This window comes from Cupriavidus necator, assembly GCF_016127575.1.
Taxonomy (GTDB): domain Bacteria; phylum Pseudomonadota; class Gammaproteobacteria; order Burkholderiales; family Burkholderiaceae; genus Cupriavidus; species Cupriavidus necator_D.
The window spans coordinates 1,569,103-1,590,555 of the sequence record NZ_CP066018.1; the positions used below are offsets into that span (position 1 = coordinate 1,569,103).

The window sequence follows — 21,453 nt, forward strand, 5'->3', positions numbered from 1 at the left end:
CGCGCTGACGCTTACTCGCCGGCGGCCGCCGCGCGCGACTTCTTGGCCGCGGCGGTCTTGGCGGGGGCCTTCTTGGCTGCCGCCTTCTTGGCCGGTGCCTTGGTGGCCGGAGCCTTGGCGGCTGGCGTCTTGGCCGCGGTCTTCGCTGCCGTCTTGGTTGCCGGCGCCGCCTCGGCCGTGCCATTCGATGCCGCCTTGGCCGTGGTCTTCGCCGCCGTCTTGGCGCCCGCCTTGGGCTCGCGCGCCTCGAACTCGAAGCCGATCTTGCCGTCCGGCTGCTTGACCAGGAAGGCCTTGAAGTTGCGGCCGGTGCGCGACGACTTGAACCCCGTCAGCAGGTCGGTCTTGCCGTCAGTGAGCAGCTTGCCGATCTGCTCGCGGCTGATTTCCTGCTGCAGGATGATCTTGCCGGTGGTGAAGTCGCAGCTCTTGGGGCTGGTCGCGCTGTTCTCGCAGACGTACTTCATGCCGTGCTCGAACACCGAGCCGCCGCACTTCGGACAGGTGCCCACCGGCTCCTGGCCGCTGAAGTCGACCGGCTCGCCGTCGTTGTCGTCGTCGTTCTGGCCGAAGTCGAATTCCATCTTGTAATGGCCTTCGTCGTCCTTGCCCAGCTTGAGGATGGCGGCGAACGGACGGCCCATCTTGCTGCGGAAACCCTGCAGCGGACCGATTTCCTTCTTCAGCAGCAGTTCTTCGACCTCATCGATCTCGAACTGGCGCCCGCCCGGGATCTTGCTGATCGAGAACTCGCACGCGGTGCAGGCAAAGCGGCGGTAGTTCTCCTTGACCTGTCCGCCGCATTGCGGGCACGGCGTGTCCAGCGTGGCGTAGTCGCCCGGGATGGTGTCGCTGTCGTATTCCTTGGCGCGCTTGACGATCTGCTGGGTCATCTGCGCGATCTCAAGCATGAACTCGTCGCGCTTCAGGCGCCCGCGCTCGATCTGCGAGAGCTTGTGTTCCCACTCGCCGGTCAGCTCGGCCTGCGTCAGTTCCTGCACGCCCAGGCCGCGCAGCAGCGTCATCAGCTGGAACGCCTTGGCAGTCGGAATCAGTTCGCGGCCTTCGCGCACCAGGTATTTTTCCGTCAGCAGGCCTTCGATGATGGCCGCGCGCGTCGCCGGCGTGCCCAGGCCCTTGCCGGCCATGGCCTCGCGCAGCGCGTCGTCGTCCACCAGCTTGCCGGCGCCTTCCATCGCCGACAGCAGCGTGGCTTCGTTGTAGCGCGCGGGCGGCTTGGTGGTCAGGCCGACGCTCTCGACCTTGTCGGTCTTGACCTTCTCGTCCTTGGCCACCGGCACCAGGTTGGCGGCATCCTTGTCGCCCTGCGCCTCGCGGCCGTAGATCACCAGCCAGCCCGGGTTGACCAGCACCTTGCCTTCGGTCTTGAAGTGGTGGCCGGCGACTTCCGTGATGCGGGTGGTGACCTGGAACTCGGCCGCCGGGAAGAACACCGCCAGGAAGCGGCGCACTACCAGGTCGTACAGCTTCTGCTCCGGTTCGGACAGGTTCTTTGGCGCCTGCAGCGTCGGGATGATGGCGAAGTGGTCGCTGATCTTGCTGTTGTCGAAGATCTTCTTGTTCGGCTTGACCCAGCCCTGCGCCAGAATCTTCTTGGCGTGCGGCAGGTAGTTGGGCGAGCTGTCGGCCAGCATGTCCATGGTCTGCTTGACCGTGTCCAGGTAGTCCTCGGGCAGCGCGCGCGCATCGGTACGCGGGTAGGTCAGGACCTTGTGCTTTTCATACAGCGCCTGCGCCAGGCCGAGCGTGTTCTTGGCCGAGAAGCCGAAGCGCGAGTTGGCCTCGCGCTGCAGCGTGGTCAGGTCGAACAGCGCCGGCGACTGCTGCGTCGACGGCTTGGATTCCTCGGTGACGGTGCCCGGCTTGTCGCGGCAGGCGGCGACGATGCTCTTGGCCTCGGCCTCGCTCCACAGGCGCGATTCGCGCGCCTCGGGATCGAACTCGCTCTTCTTGAACTTGGGGTCGAACCAGCGGCCTTCATACAGGCCGGCGGCGGCGATGAACTCGGCCCGCACTTCCCAGTAGTCGCGCGGCACGAAGTGCTTGATCTTCTCTTCACGCTCCACCACGATCGACAGCGTCGGCGTCTGCACGCGGCCCACGGTGGTCAGGAAGAAGCCACCGCCCTTGCTGTTGAAGGCGGTCATGGCGCGGGTGCCGTTGATGCCGACCAGCCAGTCGGCCTCGGAGCGGCAGCGCGCGGCGTCGGCCAGCGGCAGCATGTCTTCGTCTTCGCGCAGGCTGGCGAAGCCATCGCGGATCGCCTGCTGCGTCATCGACTGCAGCCACAGCCGGCGCACCGGCTGCTTGGCCTTGGCCTGTTGCGCGATCAGCCGGAAGATCAGTTCGCCTTCGCGTCCCGCGTCACAGGCGTTGATCAGGGCGGTGACGTCCTTGCGCTTGATCAGCCGGTTCAGCACCTTCAGGCGCGACTCGGTCTTGGCGATCGGGCGCAGGTCGAAATGCGGCGGGATCACCGGCAGGTTGGCGAAGCTCCACTTGCCGCGCTTGACCTCGTATTCGTCCGGCGCGGCGATCTCGACCAGGTGGCCGACGGCGGAGGACAGCACGTAGTCGTCGCTCTCGAAATACTCGTCGTGCTTGGTAAACCCCCCGAGGGCACGGGCGATATCCGCCGCGACCGACGGTTTTTCCGCGATGATGAGGGCTTTTGACATGGGAAGGGTCCTTGCGAGCTGCATCCGGCAACCCGCGAATTGCACTACAAACGAAGTAATCAGAACGCCGGGGGGCTATGAGGCGCCAATAATAAGCGCGCTTTCAACGGCGGTGCAAGCAAGCCCCGCCGCCGACCCTGTCGCCGCCTAGGCGGCGCTGCTCCCCCCGGCAAGCAACCAGTCCAGCACCTGCGGCACGTCTTCGGCACTCGCCGGCATCGCCGCACCGCGGCTCAGCATGCGTTCCAGCACCTCGATGTGCGGCAGCAGGGTGCCATAGAACTGGGGCGTGCCGCCCGACGCAGGCTGCACCAGCAGCGTCGGGAAATTCTCAATATCGATATCGCCAAGCGCATCCGCGTGCGTCTCGATGTCGATCCAGACGAAGCAATCCTCCGGATGGCGCGAGGCCAGCGCGGTCAGCGCCGCCAGGTAGTCCCGGCACGTGCCGCACCACTGCGCGCACAGGCAGGCCACCAGGCGGCCCTGCGGCCGCGCTGCCAGGCACCCGGCAATGGCGCCTGCGTCACGTTCTGGAAAGTAAACGGTCATGGCATCGGAAACATGAGGCGCCCGCGGCACGCGGGCTGCCGGCGATTGTATCGGTATTGCGCTGCGGCTCACCCAAGCCGCCGAAACACGTTTCCCGGTAGACGCTCGGCGTGCCCGGCCAGTTCCAGTTCCAGCAGGCGCGCCGCGACGGCTTCCGGCGGCTGGCCGCTGCGCTCGCACAGCGCATCCAGCGTAACCGGATCGTAGCCGAGAGCGGCCAGCAGGGGGTCGGCGTGGCCGGCAAAGTCAGAAAGATCTGGTTGCTCCGGTACGGACGCGGGAACGCGCGCGGCAGCGGGGCGGGCAGGTGCCGGCAGCAGGTTGATCTCTTCCAGCACATCCTCCACGCGCTCCACCAGCTTCGCTCCCTGGCGGATCAGCAGGTGGCAGCCGGCTGACAGCGGCGCGTGGATCGAGCCCGGCACCGCAAATACCTCGCGCCCCAGGTCGGCCGCCAGCCGTGCGGTGATCAGCGAGCCCGAGCGCGCCGCGGCCTCCACCACCAGCACCCCGCGTGCCAGGGCGGCGATGATACGGTTGCGGCGCGGGAAGTTGGCGGGCAGGCCCTGCATGCCGAGCGGGAATTCGGTGACGATCGCGCCGCGCGCGGCCACTTCGTGGGCCAGCGCCAGGTTCTCGGCCGGATAGACCCGGTCGGCCCCCGTACCCGTAACAGCGACGGTACCGCCGCAACCCTGCAGCCCGCCGGCATGGGCGGCGGCATCGACGCCCAGCGCCAGCCCCGAGACCACCGCCAGCCCCGACTCGGACAGCGCCCGCCCGAAGGCCTGCGCATCGCGCTTGCCCTGCTCGGTGGCGCCACGCGCGCCGACGATGGCCACCGCAGGACGCGCCAGCAGCGCGGGATCGCCCTTGATATATAGCAGCGGCGGCGGGTCGGGCAGGTCGAACAGGCGGGCAGGGTAGGCGTCGTCGCCAAACGTGACCACGTGGTTGCCGGGCGTGCCGAGCCAGGCGAGGGTGCGTTCGACCAGTGCCGGCAGCCCGGTGCCGGGCCTGGCCAGCACCGCGCGGGCGTGTTTCTTGGGGACGACGGACGACAGCGCTGCCACGCTCTGCGCCAGGATCTGCTGCGGCAACCCGAATGCGGTCAGCAGCAGGCGCACCGTGACCGGGCCGACCCCGGGCGCGCAGGCGAGCTGCAGCCACGCCTTCAGCTCGTCGGGATCGCGCGTGGTGAGCTGCCGGGCAGCGCCTGCATGGCAAAGAGAAGCGGCGGCCGCCAGGGCCGCCTGCGATGTCGCCAAGACCGGCTCAGCGCGGCGAGGTCGCCCGGTCGCCGACCGCGATCACGTTGGAGGCGTCGGTGACCAGCGCATACGACACCCCCGGGAACACGCGGAAGACAAAGGCCAGGCCGTAGCGCTCGTCGGGCAGGCGGATGGCGCGGTTGCTGTCGGTCTTGTCGGCGACGGTCTCGCCAGTGCGCGACAGCGCCAGCACATGCCCGGGCTCCACCCCGGCCTGGCTGCCGAGGTTGAGCACCACCACCTGCTTGGCGCCGCCGAACTCGACCCCGCCATAGACCTTGGCCACGCGGCCGTCGAGTTGCGTATCGGGCGCGTGCGGCACATAGCGCGCCGCTTCGCGCGCGGGCTGCGGCATCAGCAGCGTGCCCACGCCCATTTCCTGCCTGGCCTGCGTGACCTGCATGGTCGAGACCGCATCCGGGCCCTGCGCAGCGCGCGCCAGGCGCACGTTGCCTTCGTATTCGGCCTCGTAGCCGAGCACGGCATTGGAGACGGGGTCGCGCACCGGGGTGACCGGACGGTAGGCCTGCCAGTCGCTGCCTTGCGGCGCGTCGGCGGGGATGCCGCGCGCGTAGCCGGTATCGTCGCGGCCAAGGATGACGCGCGACTCGGACACGGCGACGATGCGTGCCGAGGTGGCCAGCGTATCCTGGTCGACCACCAGCGGGCGGATCAGGAAAGGCTCGATATCGGAAGACGCGATGCTCAGGATGGCGGCGCCGTCGGCGGCGTTGCCGCGTATCTGCGGCGACAGGCGCACCGTGCCGCTGCCGGCGGGCGTGGTCGACAGCCAGGCGCGGCCGTCGCGCTGGATCAGGTACAGCATCTGTCCCGGATAGATCAGGTGCGGGTTGCGGATCTGTTGCCGGTTCATGCCCCATAGCTCAGGCCAGCGCCATGGCTGGCGCAGGAAGCGGCCCGAGATCCCCCACAGCGTGTCACCCGTGCGCACGGTGTACTGCGACGGCGCATTGGCAGCCAGGTCTGAAACGGGGATGCCCTGTTGGGCCGTGCGCTGGGCTTCGGCCTGCTGCGCCGGCGTGACCGTCAGGTCCGCAGCCAGGGCCGGAAGCGCGGCCGCCGCAGTGATGCCAGCGGCACTCAGCAACGCATAGGCAAGCTTAGGGATGAACGCGTGCAGCCTGCGGCCCGACGCCGCCTGGTGTTCTTTGGTAAGATCGCGCATTTTCCTGACCGGCCGGTGGTTTCGGCCGGATTGACCCGGGAGAGCGTGCCTGTTTCGGCGCGCCTTGAATTTTTGTACTTGCGCCCCGATTCTGCATGTAAACACCCGCCGCCGCAACGCGGCCCGGTTGCCGGCAGCAGCCGGCGTTGCGCCTGAGCATCATGGCAAAACTCGATATCCTGACCTACCCCGATCCCCGTCTGCACACCGTTGCCAAACCCGTTGCGGCAGTGGACGACCGCATCCGCCAGCTGGTGAAGGACATGGCCGAAACCATGTACGAAGCGCCCGGCATCGGGCTGGCCGCCACGCAGGTCAACGTGCATGAGCAGGTGGTGGTGATCGACGTCTCGGAAACGCGTGACCAGCTCCAGGTCTTTATCAACCCGGAGATCGTCTGGGCCAGCGACAACCGAAAGGTGTGGGAAGAGGGCTGCCTGTCGGTGCCCGAGGTCTATGACCGCGTCGAGCGCCCCGACCGGGTGCGCGTGCGCGCGCTCAACGAGAAGGGCGAGAGCTTCGAGCTCGAAGCAGACGACCTGCTGGCCGTCTGCATCCAGCATGAGATCGATCACCTGCGCGGCAAGGTCTTTGTCGAATACCTGTCGCCGCTCAAGCTCAACCGCATCAAGAGCAAGCTGCAGAAGCGCGAGCGCACCCGCATGTAAGCGGCGCCCTGCCACAAAGATGTAACAGCCCGCCCGGATTCCCGCCGCCAGCGCGCGGCACCCGCGCGGGGTCTGTTATCTTTATGACTTCCGAAGAACAAAAGAACCGGCCGCGATAGCGGCCGGTCCTGTTTCAGGCCACGGAACCTGCCATGTCCCAAGCCAGACCCCTGCGTGTTGCCTTTGCCGGCACGCCCGAGTTCGCGCGCGTCGCGCTGGAAGCCATCCACGCCGCCGGTTTTCCCATCGTGGCGGTGCTGACGCAGCCTGACCGCCCCGCCGGCCGCGGCCTGCAGCTGCACGCCAGCCCGGTGAAGCAGTTCGCCGCCGCCAGCGGCCTTGGGCCAGTGCTGCAGCCGCGCTCGCTGCGCCGCCAGGGCAAGTACCCGGAAGACGCCGCCGCGGCCATCGACGCGCTCGCCGGCACTGCGCCCGACGTGATGGTGGTGGCCGCCTACGGCCTGATCCTGCCGGCCGAGGTGCTGGCCCTGCCGCGCCTGGGCTGCCTGAATATCCACGGCTCGCTGCTGCCGCGCTGGCGCGGCGCGGCGCCGATCCACCGCGCCATCGAGGCGGGCGATGCCGAGACCGGCATCACGCTGATGCAGATGGACGAAGGCCTGGACACCGGCGACATGCTCACGCGCGCGGCCGTGCCGATCGGCCCGGACGACACCACCGGCACGCTGCACGACACGCTGGCCGCGCTGGGCGCGCGCATGACCGTGGCAGCGCTGCAGGAGCTCGCCGCCGGCCGCGCGCTGCCCGCCACGCCGCAGCCGGCCGAAGGCGTCACCTACGCCGAGAAGATCGCCAAGGACGAGGCCCCGCTGGACCTGCGCCGCCCGGCCGCGGCGCTGGCCAACCAGGTGCGCGCGTTCAACCCCTTCCCGGGCGCGACGGTGCAGGTCGGCGATACCGTGATCAAGTGCTGGCAGGCCGTGCCGCTGGCCGCCGCCAGCAGCCTGCCGCATCCGCCCGGCACAGTGCTGGCGGCCGACGCCGCCGGCGTCCTCATCGCCTGCGGCGAGGGCAGCGCACTGCAGGTCACCGAGCTGCAGAAGCCGGGCGGGCGCCGCCAGCCGGCGCAGCAGTTCCTGCAGGCCCTGCCGCTGCCGCCGGGCACGCGCTGCGCGGTACCCGGCAACGGCGCCGCGCAGGCATGATCGGACGGGCCTTGGCCGCACATGGCGGCATAAGTGCCGGCGGCACCGCCCCGGCCGGCGCAAGCGGCCACGGCTCCCCCCTGAAACCGTTGAACAGCCGTTGAATTTTCGGGTATCGCCCCCTATCTAACGGTCATCGCGTCCGCTTTCCCCCGGGACGCGGCTCACGATTACACGGAGATCACCGCAATGTTCAACTGGGTCAAGACCTTCATGCTGATGGCGGCCATCACGGCGCTGTTCATCGTCATCGGCGGCATGATCGGCGGGCGCAGCGGCATGATGATGGCGCTGCTGCTTGCGCTGGGCATGAACTTCTTCTCCTACTGGTTCTCGGACAAGATGGTCCTGCGCATGTACAACGCGCAGGAAGTCGACGCCGGCAGCGCGCCGCAGTTCTACGGCATGGTGCAGGACCTGGCGCAGCGCGCCGGCCTGCCGATGCCGCGCGTGTACCTGATCAACGAAGACGCGCCCAACGCCTTTGCCACCGGCCGCAACCCGGAGCACGCCGCGGTGGCGGCCACCACCGGCATCCTGCGGGTGCTGTCCGAGCGCGAACTGCGCGGCGTGATGGCGCATGAGCTGGCGCACGTGCGCCACCGCGACATCCTGACTTCGACCATCGCCGCCACCATGGCCGGTGCGATCTCGGCGCTGGCCAACATGGCGATGTTCTTCGGCGGCCGCGACGAGAACGGCAACCGCAGCAACCCGATCGCCAGCATTGCCGTGGCAATCCTGGCCCCGCTGGCGGCATCGCTGATCCAGATGGCAATCTCGCGCGCACGTGAATTCGAAGCCGACCGCGGCGGCGCCGAGATCAGCGGCGACCCGCAGGCACTGGCCAGCGCACTGGACAAGATCCACCGCTACGCCCAGGGCATCCCGTTCCAGGCGGCCGAAGAACACCCGGCCACGGCGCAGATGATGATCATGAACCCGCTCTCGGGCGGCGCCATCGCCAATTTGTTCTCGACCCACCCGGCCACCGAGGAGCGCATCGCGCGCCTGATGCAGATGGCCCAGACCGGCACCTATCCCGCCTGAGCGGCCGGAAATCCGGGGCAGGGCCCCCGCACAGGGTAAACTGCCCGCTGTTCCGCATGGACCGGCGGGCTTTTTTTGTGCCCGCGCCGGCCTGCTTCCCGATTCCAACGCCTGACCCGCCGCCTGACCGATATGCGCCTGCCTCCCGATTCGCTTGCCTTCCAGATGCTTGGCGCCGCCGCCGCGGTGCGCGCCGTCAGCGAAGGCACAGCCTTGCCCCAGGCGATCGAGGACGCCGCCGCGCAGCTGCGGCTGGACCGCGTGCAGGATGCCGCCACGCGCGGCGCGCTGCAGGACATCGCCTATCGCACCATGCGCCAGTTCGGTACGGCACGCGCACTGGTGACAAAGCTGGTCACGCGCCCGCCGGGCGCGCAGGTCGATTCGCTGCTGGCGGTGGCGCTGGCGCTGCTGCTGGAACACGCACCGGGCCCGCGCGACAAGCAGGACGGCGCGGACGCCGGCCGCCCGGGCTACAGCACCTTCACCGTGGTCGACCAGGCAGTCAGCGCCGCCGCCTCCGAACCCAAGACTGCGCATGCGCGCGGCCTGGTCAACGCGGTGCTGCGCCGTTTCCTGCGCGAACGCAAAGCGCTGCTGGCCGAGGTCAACCGCGACGAGCAGGCGCGCTGGAACCTGCCGCCGTGGTGGCTGCGCATGCTGCGCGAGGCCTACCCGGACCAGTGGATGGCCCTGGCCGCCAGCGCCAACGTGCGCCCGCCGATGACGGTGCGCGTCAACACCGCGCGCGTGTCCGTGCAGCAGTACCAGACCGATCTTGCCAACGCCGGCCTGGCCGGCCACGTGGTTGGCCCGCAGGCCGTGCGCCTGGTGCGCGCGGTGCCGGTGACGCAGTTGCCGGGCTTTGCCGAAGGCGTGGTCTCGGTGCAGGATGCCGGCGCGCAGCTGGCTGCGCCGCTGCTCGAGGTGGCCGACGGCATGCGCGTGCTGGATGCCTGCGCGGCGCCCGGCGGCAAGACCGGGCACCTGCTGGAACTGGCCGATATTGAAGTCACCGCGGTGGAAAGCGACCCGCAGCGCACCACCCGCATCGCCGAGAACCTGGCGCGCCTGGGCAAGCAAGCGCGGATCGTGGTCGGCGATGCCAGCCGGCCCGCCGACTGGTGGGACGGCCAGCCCTTTGACCGCATCCTGGCCGACGTGCCGTGCTCGGCTTCGGGCATCGTGCGGCGCCATCCCGATATCCGCTGGCTGCGCCGCGAGACCGATATTGCCAAGCTCGTCACCGAGCAGCGCCGCATCGTTTCGCAACTGTGGCCGCTGCTCAAACCGGGCGGCATCCTGGTCTATGTCACCTGTTCAATTTTCCCAACGGAAGGCGAGGAGCAGGCGCGCTGGTTTGGTGCGCAGCTGGCAGATGCGATACGATTGCAGGCGCCGGGGCAGCTGCTGCCCGGCACCCATGCCACGCAAGCCGCCGGCGCCAATGGCGAAAAGGACGCCACTGCCGGCACCAGCCTGCCGTCGGATCACGATGGCTTCTTCTACGCCCGCTTCCAGAAACGCGCCTGATCTGATCCGATGCTGAGCACGCCGCGCCTGTCAGACTTCCGCGTCATGGTGGACACGAACGTGGACACTGCCGCGGACCGGGCGTGCCTGCATCTGCGCCCCGGCGGCGCGGGCAGGCGTGGCCTGCTGGCGCGGTGGTGGCTGGCACTGGTGCTGGCGCTCGCCTCGCTACTGTGGCTGCCGCCCGTCGCGCGCGCGCAGGTCATCGAGGCCACCGAGGCGCGCATCGAATTCCAGGACGGCGGCTTCGAGCTTGCCGCCAGCTTCGACTTCGACCTGCCGCCCGCGCTGGAAGACGCATTGCACAAGGGCATCTCCCTCTATTTCGCGGTCGACTTCCAGCTCTCGCGCTCGCGCTGGTACTGGTTCGACGACAAGCCGGTCAACACCACCCGCAGCGTGCGCCTGTCGTACCAGCCGCTGACGCGCCAGTACCGTGTCTCCACCGGCGGCCTGCAGCTGCCGTTCACGCGCCTGAAGGGCGCGCTGCAGTTCATCCAGCGCGTGCGCGGCTGGCGCGTGTTCGAGCGCAATGTGGTCAAGCCGGGCGAGACCTACCACGCGGAAGTGCGCATGCGGCTGGACCTGTCGCAACTGCCCAAGCCGTTCCAGATCAACGCCGTCAACACGCGTGAATGGAACCTGGCCTCCGACTGGCGGCGCTTCGCCTATACGGTGCCGACGGACCTGAACGCAGCGCCCCCACCTCCGCTGCCCGCAGCGCCGCCGCCCGCGCCGGCCCCAGGCCCCGCATCGCCGGCGCTGCCGGCCTCGCCCGCCGTACCCGCGCCTGCGTCGGCGCCTGCCGCTGCCATTGACGCACGCGGCCTGACCATGCAGACGGTGTCGTACGGACTGTCGCCCGCACTGCTGCTGCAGCCCGCATCGAGCCAGCCATGAGCAACTCGCTGTGGGACAGCCGGTTCCGGCGCGTGCTGTACCGCGTCGTGGCCGGGATCATCGTCTTCCTGGCACTGGTGCTGGTGGGCCTGCTGGCCGGCGCATCGGCCAACACCGAATTCTTCGATCGCTATTTCACGCTGCTGTTCAAGGTGAACCTGGTGATCGGCGCGCTGCTGGTGCTGATCGTGGGTGCGCTGGCGCTGACGCTGTGGCTGCGCTATCGCCGCGGCAAGTTCGGCACGCGGCTGATGACCAAGCTCGCCGTGTTCTTCGGCGTGGTGGGCGTGCTGCCCGGCGTGCTGATCTACCTGGTATCGCTGCAGTTCGTCTCGCGCAGCATCGAGTCCTGGTTCGACGTGCGCGTGGAAACCGCGCTCGAGGCGGGCCTGAACCTGGGCCGCTCCACCATCGACAGCTCGCTCGCCGACCTGCAGGTCAAGGCACGCCTGATGGCCGAGCAGCTCGCCGGCGCCTCCGGCGTGGCCACTTCGCTGCAGCTGAACCGGCTGCGCGAGCAGTATGGCGTCCAGGAAGCCGCCATCTTCACCGGCAGCGGCCGCGTGCTGGCCACGGCGTCCAGCAACTACGCGTCGCTGGTGCCGGACCTGCCTTCGGGCGTGCTGGCCGAACAGGCGCGGCTGGCCGGCGGCTACGCGGCGGTGGAGGGCGGCACCGACCCGTCGGGCGACGGCAGCCCGAGCCCCGAACGCGTCGACAGCAGCCACCTGTACCGGCTGCGCGTGATCATTCCGCTGGGCGCCAGTCCAACCGCGGCACAGGATGACGCCGCAGGCGGCAGCGCCCCGCGCGCGCTGGCCAAGCCGCCGCGCTGGGCCGGCTCCGGCCTGTCCGTGGAGCGCCGCCCGGAGGAATCGCCGTCGAGCGGCTTCGGCCTGGTCGGCGAGACCGTGCGCGAGGAACGCTACCTGCAGGTGCTGCACCCCGTGCCGGCGGTGCTCGCGCGCAATGCCGACGAGGTCCAGCGCGCGTACCAGGAATACCAGGAGAAAGCGCTGGGCCGCACCGGCCTGCGCAAGATGTATATCGGCACGCTGACGCTGACGCTGTTCCTGGCCGTGTTCATCGCGGTGATGCTGGCGCTGCTGCTGGGCGGGCAATTGGCGCGGCCGCTGCTGATGCTGCTGCAGGGGACCAAGGAAGTGGCCGAGGGCGACCTCTCGCCCAAGCGCGAACTGAAAAGCCGCGACGAGCTCGGCATGCTCACGCAGCAGTTCAACCAGATGACGCGACAGCTGGCCGAGGCGCGGCTGGCGGTGGAAGAGAACCGCACCGCGCTCGAGCAATCGAAGGCCTACCTGGAAAGCGTGCTGCAGAACCTGACCGCCGGCGTGCTGGTGTTCGACCGCCGCTTTGTGCTGATTACCGCCAATCCGGGCGCGGAGCGCATCTTCCGCCAGCCGTTCGGCGCGGTGCTGGGCCTGCCGGTTGAGCAGATCCCTGGCATGGGGCCGTTCGGCGAGATCGTGCGCCAGGCCTTCTCGGACCAGAACACCAGCGAGGTGCTGGGCGGCGCCGAGCACTGGCAGAAGCAGATCGAGCTGCCGCAGGGCGAGGAACAGCCGCTTACGCTGCTGGTGCGCGGCGCACGCCTGCCCGGCGGCGAGCGCGATGAGCCCGGCTACGTGATCGTCTTCGACGATATCTCCGATGTGATTTCCGCTCAACGCTCGGTGGCCTGGGGCGAGGTGGCACGGCGCCTTGCGCACGAGATCAAGAACCCGCTGACGCCGATCCAGCTCTCGGCCGAGCGCCTGCAGATGAAGCTCTCGCCCAAGCTCGAAGGCACCGACGCCGATGTGCTCAAGCGTGGCGCGGCCACCATCGTCAACCAGGTGGCCGCGATGAAGCGCATGGTCGATGACTTCCGCGACTACGCGCGCACACCGCCCGCGGTGCTGCAGTCGCTGCAGCTCAACAGCCTGGTGGCGGAAGTGCTGCACCTGTATGGCATCGATGATCCCGCGGTGCACGAGCATCCGGTGATTCATCCGACGCTGGGCACCGCGCTGCCCGAGATCAAGGGCGATCCGACGCAGTTGCGCCAGGTCATCCACAACCTGCTGCAGAACGCACAGGATGCCGCCACCGAGAACGTCGCGGCCGGTAGGGCGGCGCCCCATATCACTCTGAACACCGAGACTGTAGAATACAAAGATTCTGCCGGCGAAAACCGGCAGGCCGTCAAGCTCACCATTGCGGACAATGGTCCCGGTTTTGCGCCACGAATCCTGAGCCGTGCGTTCGAGCCCTACGTGACCACGAAAGCCAAGGGCACGGGCCTGGGGCTCGCGATGGTAAAGAAGATCATTGACGAACACGGCGCGCGAATCGAGATGCGCAATCGCATGGAAGGTGCGGAGATCGTCGGTGCACAGATCTCGATCCTGTTCGTTAAACTGACATAGTCAACAATGGCGTCCGGTCCCGGAACGCTGCGGTGGGGTTAAGAGGGGAAGTATGGCAACGATCCTCGTAGTCGATGACGAAATGGGAATCCGGGAGCTGCTCTCGGAGATCCTCAGCAACGAAGGCCACGTGGTTGAACTCGCGGAGAACGCGCTGCAAGCGCGCGAATACCGCGCGGCGGGTACGCCCGACCTCGTGCTGCTCGATATCTGGATGCCCGATACCGATGGCGTGACCCTGCTCAAGGAATGGTCCGCGCAGGGACAGCTGACGATGCCCGTCATCATGATGTCGGGCCACGCCACCATCGACACGGCGGTCGAGGCGACCAAGATCGGCGCGCTCAATTTCCTTGAGAAGCCGATCGCACTGCAGAAGCTGCTGTCCGCGGTCGAGCAGGGCCTGGCCCGCGGCATCGAACGCCCGCGCAGCAGCTCGGCCACCACCGCCGCCCCCGCCACGGTCCCGTCTGCCGAACCCGGTTCGTCAGACATCGTGCCCGAGACCACTGCCGAGGCCGCCCCCAACGGCAGCCCCGCGCGCGTGCCCGAGGCCGAGATGCAGTTCTCCTTCGACATGCCGCTGCGCGAAGCGCGCGACCTGTTCGAGCGCGCCTACTTCGAATACCACCTGCTGCGCGAACACGGCAGCATGACCCGCGTGGCCGAGAAGACCGGGCTGGAGCGCACCCACCTGTACCGCAAGCTCAAGCAGCTCGGCGTCGAACTGGGCCGCAACAAGCCCGAGCCGGCCGAGCAATGAGGCTGTGACGCACATGACGCTTGACTGACCAAAAAAGTCCAGTTATAGTTTCGCTTCTTTGGCCCGGTAGCTCAGTCGGTAGAGCAGAGGATTGAAAATCCTTGTGTCGGCGGTTCGATTCCGTCCCAGGCCACCAGAACAAGAAAAGCCCGGCTCCCGCAAGAGCCGGGCTTTTTGCTTTGTGGCATCGCATAGGCAGATTTGTGTACAGGCAGCGCTGGGCCCTGTGAACCGGCGTTGGTAACCCGCCGCGAGGTACTGAACCATGTCGACGAAACGCAAAATCCATATCCCATCTGATGCCGAGGACAAGGCGCTGACGCTTGCCGCGCGCGCGGACGCGGACAACCCCCCGCTCACCGCCCGGGAACTGGCCCGCATGCGGCCGGCGCAGGAAATCCTGCCGAGACTGGTAGGGGATAAGATGGCCCTGGTCATGCTGCAGCCCCGCTGCCGGCGTGCTTGACCAACGCGCAACAGCCAACCCAGAAGTAAATATCTTCTACTTGGCAGCCGATATATGTATCTCTACGATGGCCTGACGCGCTGCCGCCCGGCGGCGCGGACCGAGCCGGCCAAGCCGCACCCATAACGCGGACAGCCGGTCCAGGGCTTACTTTCTTACCGGGGGGTCTGATGGATACGTTGATCGGGACAGACAACCGCTGGCCGCCGCAGACTGCGGGCGAAGAGCGCGGATTGTGGAAGAGCACCATGGCCGCGGCCAGCCACGCGCTGGGGGCGGCGGGGCGGGTGCAGCAGGCGGTCTCGCAGACGCTGAAGCTGCAGCACAAGATCCGCGCGCTGCGCGACGAGCTGCACCAGATGGAGGCCGAGCGCGACGTCTACCGCGAGCTGCATGCGCGCACGGTCGAGGAGCTGCACCAGGCGATCGACCGCAGCCCGGCAGAGATCCGGCGGCTGCGTGCGGAGACCGAGGCCATGCAGGTGCGCCACCGCGCCTACAAGCTGCTGGTGCAGCACTACATGCGCCTGGGCACGCCGATCGATCCCGGGGTCTTTGCCGAGCAGCGCAGCCGCGTGCAGCAGCACATCCTGTTCCAGCGCCGCAAGGGCATTCCGGTGGCACAGATCCGCGTCGAGGACATCGCGTTCCTGCTGCGCTGAGGCGCGCTGCAGCCGTCAAGCCATGCGCTTTGCCGCGATGGGCCAGGCTGCACTAACATGGCGGCAGCGATGCATCCCGCACTCGCATCCGACACTGCCAGGCCACCATGTTCGACATCCAGAACTACACCAGCTTCGTGCTCGCCATCCTGGTGTTCCAGCTGATCCCCGGCCCGGGCACGATCGCCATTCTCAACGCCACCGCGCGCAATGGCATGGCGGCCGGCATGGGCGCGGTCTGCGGCACGCTGCTGGGCGACCTTGTGTACATGCTCGCCGCGGTGGCGGGGCTGGCGGCGGTGATGCAGGCCAATCCGCTGCTGTTCCACGGCTTGCAATGGTTCGGTGCCGCGTACCTGTGCTGGATGGGGGTGCAGCTGCTGCGTACACGCTTTGCCGCGGACGCCGGCGTGCCCGAGCCGCGCAAGTCCACGCGCGTATACCTGCGCCAGGGCTTCACGGTGAGCCTGACCAACCCCAAGGTAGTGCTGTTCTTTGTCGCGTTCTTCCCGCTGTTCCTGCGCCCGGATGCGTCGCCGGCCACGCTGGCGGCGATGATGGTCCACGTCACGGTGCTCAGCCTTGCCTACCAGGCGGCGCTGGTGCTGGCGGGCAACGCGGTGGCCAGCCGGCTGCGGGCGCTGCCGTTCGCGCGCACGCTGGCAACGCGACTGGCCGGGATCGCGCTGGTCGGCTTCGGCCTGCGGCTGGCGGCCAGCAACCGGTAACGGCCCGCGGCCAGCGCCGCGATTCGATACCGCGCGTCTGCACACAACAAAGCGGCCACGCATTGACGCGCTCCGTGCACGAACGGAACACTGTCGCGTCCGCGCTCACCGCATGTGCGCGGGCTTGCTACTGAACCGCCACCGTTCGAGGCGTCGTCTCAGGCGACGTTGTCCATCTTGCCGCTGCACGTTTTCCTTACTGCCTTTGCCGCGATCTCGCGGTCGCTCTCGTATCCCGTTCGTTGCTCCGCTTTATCGCTGCCGCGCGCCGTCAACGGAGCGCAGCGATGAGTACGCTCGCACGCCGCCTGGTGGCCGAAGGCCTGGGCACGGCCCTGCTGGTGGCGATCGTGGTGGGCTCCGGCATCCGTGCCGAGCGCCTCGCCGCAGGCGACACCGCGCTGGCGCTGCTGGCCAATTCGCTGGCCACCGGGGCTGGGCTGGTGGCGCTGCTGGTGTCGCTGGGCCCGGTGTCGGGCGGCCATTTCAATCCGGTGGTGAGCCTGTCGGCGCTGCTGCAGGGCACGCTGCCGCCGCGCGATGCGCTGCGCTATGTGCTGGTGCAGGTGGCGGGCGGAGTCTGCGGCGTGCTGGCCGCCCATGCGATGTTCGGCGAGCCGGCGCTGGCCTGGTCGGCGCAGAGCCGCACCGGCGCGGCGATGTGGTGGAGCGAGTGCGTGGCCACCTTCGGCCTGGTCGGCGTGGGCATCGGCACGCTGCGCAGCCGGCCGCAGCTGGTGCCGTTCGTGGTGGCAGGCTATATCATCGCGGGCTACTGGTTCACGTCGTCGACCTCGTTTGCCAACCCGGCGCTGACCATCGCCTGCGCGCTGACCGATACCTTCACCGGGATCCGGCCGCAAGACGTGCCGGGCTTCGTGCTGGCCCAGATCGGCGGCGGGCTGGCTGCCACGCTGCTGTTCCACTGGCTGTGCCGCAAACCCGCTGCGGCCGCCACGGCGCAGGCCGACTGGCGCGCTGCGCCCGCCAGCGCCCCTACCAGCGCCGATTGAGCTGCACGCCGAAGATCGAGCCGCTCGCCTGCGAGGCCCACGCGTCGGCCGGCGCGGTGTAGCCGATGCCGTCGACGTCGCTGGCACGGCTATAGGTGTAGAAGGCGCGCAGGTTGGCATTGCCGGCCGACTTGCCCAGCGTCAGCGTGGGCGCCACGGTCAGCGCGGTGCGCTGGCCGCTGACGCCGAAGCCGGACGAGATCTGGTCGTGCGAGACCTCGAAGTTCAGGCGGAACTGGTTGCTGGCCACGTAAGCAGGACGCAAGCGCGTGGTGGTCCACTGCAGCGTGCCGACCGGCGACCGGTCGAACTGCAGGCTTTGCTCCACCGCGCCGCTCAGCCCTGAACGGCCCCTCCATTCCATCGATTCCGCCACGCGCGTGCGCGACAGCGCCGGTCCCATGCCGGTGTAGCCGGTCATGGCGTTGCGCGATCCCGATCCGAACTGCACCCCGAACCGGTTGGTGCCGTACAGCACGCCTTTCTGCTCATGCAACGCAGACGCCCACCATGCACCGCCGGGGTCCTGCACCAGCGGCTGCGCCTCCACCCGCGTGAAGCCGAGCTGGATCGAACCCTGTTCGTTGGTGTTGATGGGCGCGGTGCGCAGCGAGTGGTAGCTGGGCAGGTTCTGGCCGTTCTGGTCGGCGCGCGCGGTGTACTGGTAGCTCAGGCCGATATCGCCGATCACCTTGGCGTTGTCGATGCCGAAGCGCATCGCCGTGGAATTGGGCGGCAGCAGGCCGGACGACAGCAGGAACGGCGCATTGTCGCGCCGGCCGGCCCACATGGTGGCGCCGTCCAGCACCGCCAGGCCGCTGACGGCGGTATAGAACTGCGGCACCAGGGCGTAGGGATCGATCGCCGCGGGGCGGCCATTGACCGTGGTGGCGTCGGTGCCGCGCGCCTGCGCGATCAGCATCACCTGCGCGCCGCCATCCAGGTCCAGCACCGATTCGCGGATCTTGACCTCGCCGGCGCTGCGGCAGGCCAGGCCGTTGCCGATGCCGGTGGAAAGCGCGCCGCCGGGGCAGGCGCGCATGGTGGCCGGGCGTTCCTCGGCCGCGGCGCGGCCGCTGTAGCCGAGGCGCCACACGGAATCCCCGGCGGGGTCGTCGGCGGGCAGCTGCGAGTGCAGTACCGGCGGGGCGTCCGGCGGTGTGCCACCGGTGGTGCTGTCCGCCGGCTCGGCGGGCGCCTCGGCCTGGAACTGGCCGAGCCGGGGCGGGAACAGCACCAGTGGCGGCGGCGGCTGGGGTGGCGGTTCAGGCGGTCCGACGAAGCTCGGGTCGACAGCGGGGCTGGTGCCGGCCAGGGTTGCCGGCGCGCTGCCGTCAGGCTGCACGCCGGGCTGGGCAGCCGGCTCGCCCGTGGTACCTGGCGCCGGTGCCGCTGGCACGGTCACGCTGGCCGCGGGTGCCGCTTCGCCGGCGATCAGCGCCGCCAGTGGATCCTCCGTGCTTGCCGTGGCCGGCGTGGCAGGCTCGGCGGCTTGCGCCGAACCAGCGGTCACCACCGGCGGCACCGCCGGGCGCGGTTCGATGCGGGGCGGCGGGGTGGTCGCGCTGGTCGTCGCATCCCCGGTCTGCGCGCACGCGACCAGGCCCCACGCGGCCAGCACGGCAAAACCGAGGCGGCGCAGGGGCAGGCCACCGCGTCCGGCAGGGCCGGGACAAAGCGGGATGGCGGGAATCCGACGAGAGACTGGCGGCAATTCGGACAGCAATTCAGTCAAGCAACATCGATGGCCGGAGCAGGCAAGGGCTCCGGAGGCGGGACTGTTTTTTATCAGCCGACCCATTTGACCGCAAGCCGGGTTACAAAATCCATCACACTGTGCGCCGTCTCACAATGCGAAAAACCCCCGGATATGGCGCGATTGACTAGCGAAAACCCGCACTTGCGCGATACCCCGTGGCGAAAGAGCCACCGCTATAATCGGCTGGCTTGTCTTTCGGGTAAGACAGCCCTTTGCCGTGGCCCGCGTCCGGCGCCAGGCATGCTGGGCACGCCGCCGTGCCCGTTCGCAACAGGCACAGCGTTGCGCAAGCCGCTGTACCCCGGCGGCTGGTGCGTCACGGTCCGGCGCGCGGCATCATGCAAGCCGCGAGCCTGCATCCGAATCAATATCTATAAGAGGAGAAGTGGAGATGGAACGTCGTTCCTTTCTGTTGAAAGCGTCGGCCGTGGCCGCCACCGGGGCACTGGCCGCGTGCGGCAAGGGTGAAGAGAAGGCTGCACCTGCCGCCGCCAGCGGGCCGGCAGCGCCGGCCGTGGTCGGCAGCAACCCGGCCGTGGAATGGCGCCTGGCCTCGAGCTTCCCCAAGTCGCTCGACACCATCTTCGGCGGTTCCGAACTGCTGTCGGCCCGCGTCAAGGAACTGACCGACGGCAAGTTCAACATCAAGGTCTTTGCCGCCGGTGAAATCGTGCCGGGCCTGCAGGTGCTGGACGCGGTGCAGAACAACACCGTGCAGATAGGCCACACCGCCGGCTACTACTACTTCGGCAAGAACCCGACGCTGTGCTTCGACACCACGGTGCCGTTCGGCCTGACCGCACGCCAGCAGAACGCCTGGATGATGCAGGGCAACGGCATGAAGCTGATGCGCGAGTTCTTCAAGGAATACAACGTCGTCAATTTCCTGGGCGGCAACACCAATGCACAGATGGGCGGCTGGTTCCGCAAGGAAATCAAGACCGTGGCCGACCTGCAGGGCCTGAAGTACCGCATCGCCGGCTTTGCCGGCGTGGTGCTGTCGCGCCTGGGCGTGGTGCCGCAGCAGATCGCCGGCGGCGACATCTACCCTGCGCTGGAAAAGGGCACCATCGATGCAGCCGAGTGGGTGGGCCCGTACGATGACGAGAAGCTGGGCTTCTACAAGGTGGCGCCGTACTACTACTACCCGGGCTGGTGGGAAGGCAGCGCGCAGCTGTCGTTCTACGCCTCGGCCACCGAGTACGAGAAGCTGCCGGCGCTGTACAAGCGCGCGCTGGAAACCGCCACCATCGAGGCGCACACCAACATGATGGCCAAGTACGACACGGTCAACCCGCAGGCGCTGGCCCGCCTGCTGGAAAACGGCGTCAAGCTGCGCCCGTTCTCCAAGGAGATCATGGAGGCCTGCTTCAAGGCGACCCAGGAATCCTACGCCGACGAAACCGCCAAGAACCCGTCGTTCAAGAAGATCTACGACGACTGGCGCGTGTTCCGCAACAACCAGGCCGCCTGGTTCAACGTGGCCGAGCAGGGCTTCGCGCAGTTCAGCTTCGCGCGCAAGCTGTAAGCGGCACACTGCCCCGGGCCGCACGGGGCTTGCCGCAAACCCCATGTTCCCTCGGGAGCATGGGGTTTTTTGTTGGCCACGGCAGGCGGGCGCCCGCCGGGCGGGGATCGCGCGGCGCCGGTAGAATCGCCGGCATCTACCGGAAATCCCTATGCAACTCGGCATTCTCTACGCCCTCCTGGCCTACATCATCTGGGGGCTGCTCCCGCTCTATATCAAATCGCTGCCCGGCATTGCGCCGCTGGAGATCCTGCTGCATCGGATGGTGTGGTCGCTGGTATTCCTCGGCCTGATCCTGACCTGGCGGCACCAGTGGGCGTGGCTCGGCCGGGTGCTCAGGGACCGGCGCCTGCTGCTGTCGTTCGGCGCCAGCGCGGCGCTGCTGTGCGCCAACTGGTTCCTCTACATCTGGGCGGTGTCGGCCAACCGCGTGGTCGATGCCAGCCTGGGCTACTTCATCAACCCGCTGTTCAGCGTGCTGCTGGGCGTGGTGTTCCTGCATGAGCGGCTGCGCCTGGTGCAATGGCTGTCGATCGCGGTAGCCGCGGCCGGGGTGGCCTGGCTGACGGTGGCGGCAGGCCAGCTGCCGTGGATCGCGCTGGGGCTGGCGGCCAGTTTCGGCGGCTATGGCCTGCTGCGCAAGACCGGCGCGCTGGGTGCGCTGGAAGGGCTGTCGCTGGAGACGCTGCTGGTGTTCCCGATGGCCGCGGCGGCACTGGCCTGGCTGTTCGCGACCGGCCAGGACAGCTTCACCCACGCAGCGCCGGGTACGCAGTGGCTGCTGCTGCTGGCCGGGCCGGTCACGGCGGTGCCGCTGCTGTTCTTTGCGGCCGGCGCGCGGCGCATTCCGCTGTCGTTGCTGGGCCTGCTGCAGTACACCGGGCCGACGCTGCAGCTGCTGCTGGGCGTGTGGCTGTGGAACGAGCCGTTCCCGGCGCAGAAGCAGGTCGGCTACGCGCTGATCTGGCTATCGCTGGCCTTGTATGCAGCCGAGGGGCTATGGATGAATACGCGGCAGAAGCCCGCTATCATCCAGTCGACCAATGAAATCAACTAAAAATCAACTCATTTCATTTGTCA

18 protein-coding genes and 1 tRNA gene are annotated in these 21,453 nt (G+C 68.4%); 14 read left to right on the top strand and 5 right to left on the bottom strand.

Features of this window, described 5'->3' with window-relative positions; translation table 11 throughout:
* Positions 1 to 11 precede the first annotated feature (11 nt).
* The 4 genes from I6H87_RS07275 to I6H87_RS07290 form a co-directional block, all read right to left on the bottom strand.
* The gene (locus I6H87_RS07275) at positions 12 to 2,699 is read right to left on the bottom strand and encodes a DNA topoisomerase III (RefSeq protein WP_011616268.1); all 2,688 of its coding nucleotides are present in this window, start codon (positions 2,697 to 2,699) and stop codon (positions 12 to 14) included.
* A 147-nt stretch (positions 2,700 to 2,846) separates the two neighbouring features.
* Positions 2,847 to 3,251 carry a thioredoxin family protein gene (locus I6H87_RS07280; RefSeq protein WP_011616267.1) on the bottom strand — a complete coding sequence of 135 codons (405 nt, stop codon included), beginning with the start codon at positions 3,249 to 3,251 and terminating at the stop codon, positions 2,847 to 2,849.
* 68 nt (positions 3,252 to 3,319) lie between these two features.
* Complete coding sequence (dprA, locus tag I6H87_RS07285; protein WP_011616266.1) at positions 3,320 to 4,519, bottom strand: DNA-processing protein DprA; 1,200 nt, start codon at positions 4,517 to 4,519, stop codon at positions 3,320 to 3,322.
* Positions 4,520 to 4,526: 7 nt separating this feature from the next.
* Positions 4,527 to 5,708 (bottom strand): LysM peptidoglycan-binding domain-containing protein, encoded by a 1,182-nt coding sequence (locus tag I6H87_RS07290; RefSeq protein WP_011616265.1) that lies wholly within the window; start codon positions 5,706 to 5,708, stop codon positions 4,527 to 4,529.
* 161 nt (positions 5,709 to 5,869) lie between these two features.
* Between I6H87_RS07290 and def the strand changes: the two genes are divergently transcribed.
* From def to I6H87_RS07350, 12 genes are all read left to right on the top strand, one after another.
* A complete protein-coding gene (gene def, locus I6H87_RS07295) occupies positions 5,870 to 6,376 on the top strand; it encodes a peptide deformylase (RefSeq protein WP_010811325.1) in 507 nt (168 codons plus the stop codon).
* Positions 6,377 to 6,528: 152 nt separating this feature from the next.
* Positions 6,529 to 7,542 (top strand): methionyl-tRNA formyltransferase, encoded by a 1,014-nt coding sequence (fmt, locus tag I6H87_RS07300; RefSeq protein ID WP_011616264.1) that lies wholly within the window; start codon positions 6,529 to 6,531, stop codon positions 7,540 to 7,542.
* Between the two features lie 189 nt (positions 7,543 to 7,731).
* Positions 7,732 to 8,592 (top strand): zinc metalloprotease HtpX, encoded by an 861-nt coding sequence (gene htpX / locus I6H87_RS07305; RefSeq protein WP_010811323.1) that lies wholly within the window; start codon positions 7,732 to 7,734, stop codon positions 8,590 to 8,592.
* A 132-nt stretch (positions 8,593 to 8,724) separates the two neighbouring features.
* Positions 8,725 to 10,125 (top strand): 16S rRNA (cytosine(967)-C(5))-methyltransferase RsmB, encoded by a 1,401-nt coding sequence (gene rsmB / locus I6H87_RS07310; RefSeq protein WP_011616263.1) that lies wholly within the window; start codon positions 8,725 to 8,727, stop codon positions 10,123 to 10,125.
* Between the two features lie 9 nt (positions 10,126 to 10,134).
* A complete protein-coding gene (locus I6H87_RS07315; RefSeq protein ID WP_011616262.1) occupies positions 10,135 to 11,025 on the top strand; it encodes a DUF4390 domain-containing protein in 891 nt (296 codons plus the stop codon).
* On the top strand, positions 11,022 to 13,454 hold the full coding sequence (locus I6H87_RS07320; RefSeq protein ID WP_011616261.1) for a sensor histidine kinase: 2,433 nt from the start codon (positions 11,022 to 11,024) through the stop codon (positions 13,452 to 13,454). Before I6H87_RS07315 ends, I6H87_RS07320 begins: the two co-directional genes overlap by 4 nt.
* A 52-nt stretch (positions 13,455 to 13,506) precedes the next feature.
* A complete protein-coding gene (locus I6H87_RS07325) occupies positions 13,507 to 14,217 on the top strand; it encodes a response regulator (protein WP_198489263.1) in 711 nt (236 codons plus the stop codon).
* A 60-nt stretch (positions 14,218 to 14,277) separates the two neighbouring features.
* Positions 14,278 to 14,353, top strand: a tRNA-Phe gene (locus I6H87_RS07330).
* Positions 14,354 to 14,482: 129 nt separating this feature from the next.
* On the top strand, positions 14,483 to 14,683 hold the full coding sequence (locus I6H87_RS07335) for a hypothetical protein (protein WP_041687849.1): 201 nt from the start codon (positions 14,483 to 14,485) through the stop codon (positions 14,681 to 14,683).
* Between the two features lie 170 nt (positions 14,684 to 14,853).
* Positions 14,854 to 15,345, top strand: a complete 492-nt coding sequence (locus tag I6H87_RS07340) for a hypothetical protein (RefSeq protein ID WP_011616259.1) — start codon at positions 14,854 to 14,856, stop codon at positions 15,343 to 15,345.
* A gap of 107 nt (positions 15,346 to 15,452) precedes the next feature.
* Positions 15,453 to 16,073 (top strand): LysE family translocator, encoded by a 621-nt coding sequence (locus I6H87_RS07345; RefSeq protein WP_011616258.1) that lies wholly within the window; start codon positions 15,453 to 15,455, stop codon positions 16,071 to 16,073.
* Positions 16,074 to 16,360: 287 nt separating this feature from the next.
* Positions 16,361 to 17,086, top strand: a complete 726-nt coding sequence (locus I6H87_RS07350) for an aquaporin (protein WP_011616257.1) — start codon at positions 16,361 to 16,363, stop codon at positions 17,084 to 17,086.
* On the opposite strand, the gene I6H87_RS07355 is transcribed toward I6H87_RS07350, so the two are convergent.
* The gene (locus tag I6H87_RS07355; protein WP_011616256.1) at positions 17,070 to 18,887 is read right to left on the bottom strand and encodes a carbohydrate porin; all 1,818 of its coding nucleotides are present in this window, start codon (positions 18,885 to 18,887) and stop codon (positions 17,070 to 17,072) included. The genes I6H87_RS07350 and I6H87_RS07355 overlap by 17 nt on opposite strands.
* A gap of 349 nt (positions 18,888 to 19,236) precedes the next feature.
* Between I6H87_RS07355 and I6H87_RS07360 the strand changes: the two genes are divergently transcribed.
* Positions 19,237 to 20,373 carry a TRAP transporter substrate-binding protein gene (locus I6H87_RS07360; protein WP_010811313.1) on the top strand — a complete coding sequence of 379 codons (1,137 nt, stop codon included), beginning with the start codon at positions 19,237 to 19,239 and terminating at the stop codon, positions 20,371 to 20,373.
* A 151-nt stretch (positions 20,374 to 20,524) separates the two neighbouring features.
* Positions 20,525 to 21,430: an EamA family transporter RarD gene (rarD, locus tag I6H87_RS07365; protein WP_011616255.1), complete on the top strand. Its 906-nt coding sequence runs from the start codon at positions 20,525 to 20,527 to the stop codon at positions 21,428 to 21,430.
* Positions 21,431 to 21,453 lie beyond the last annotated feature (23 nt).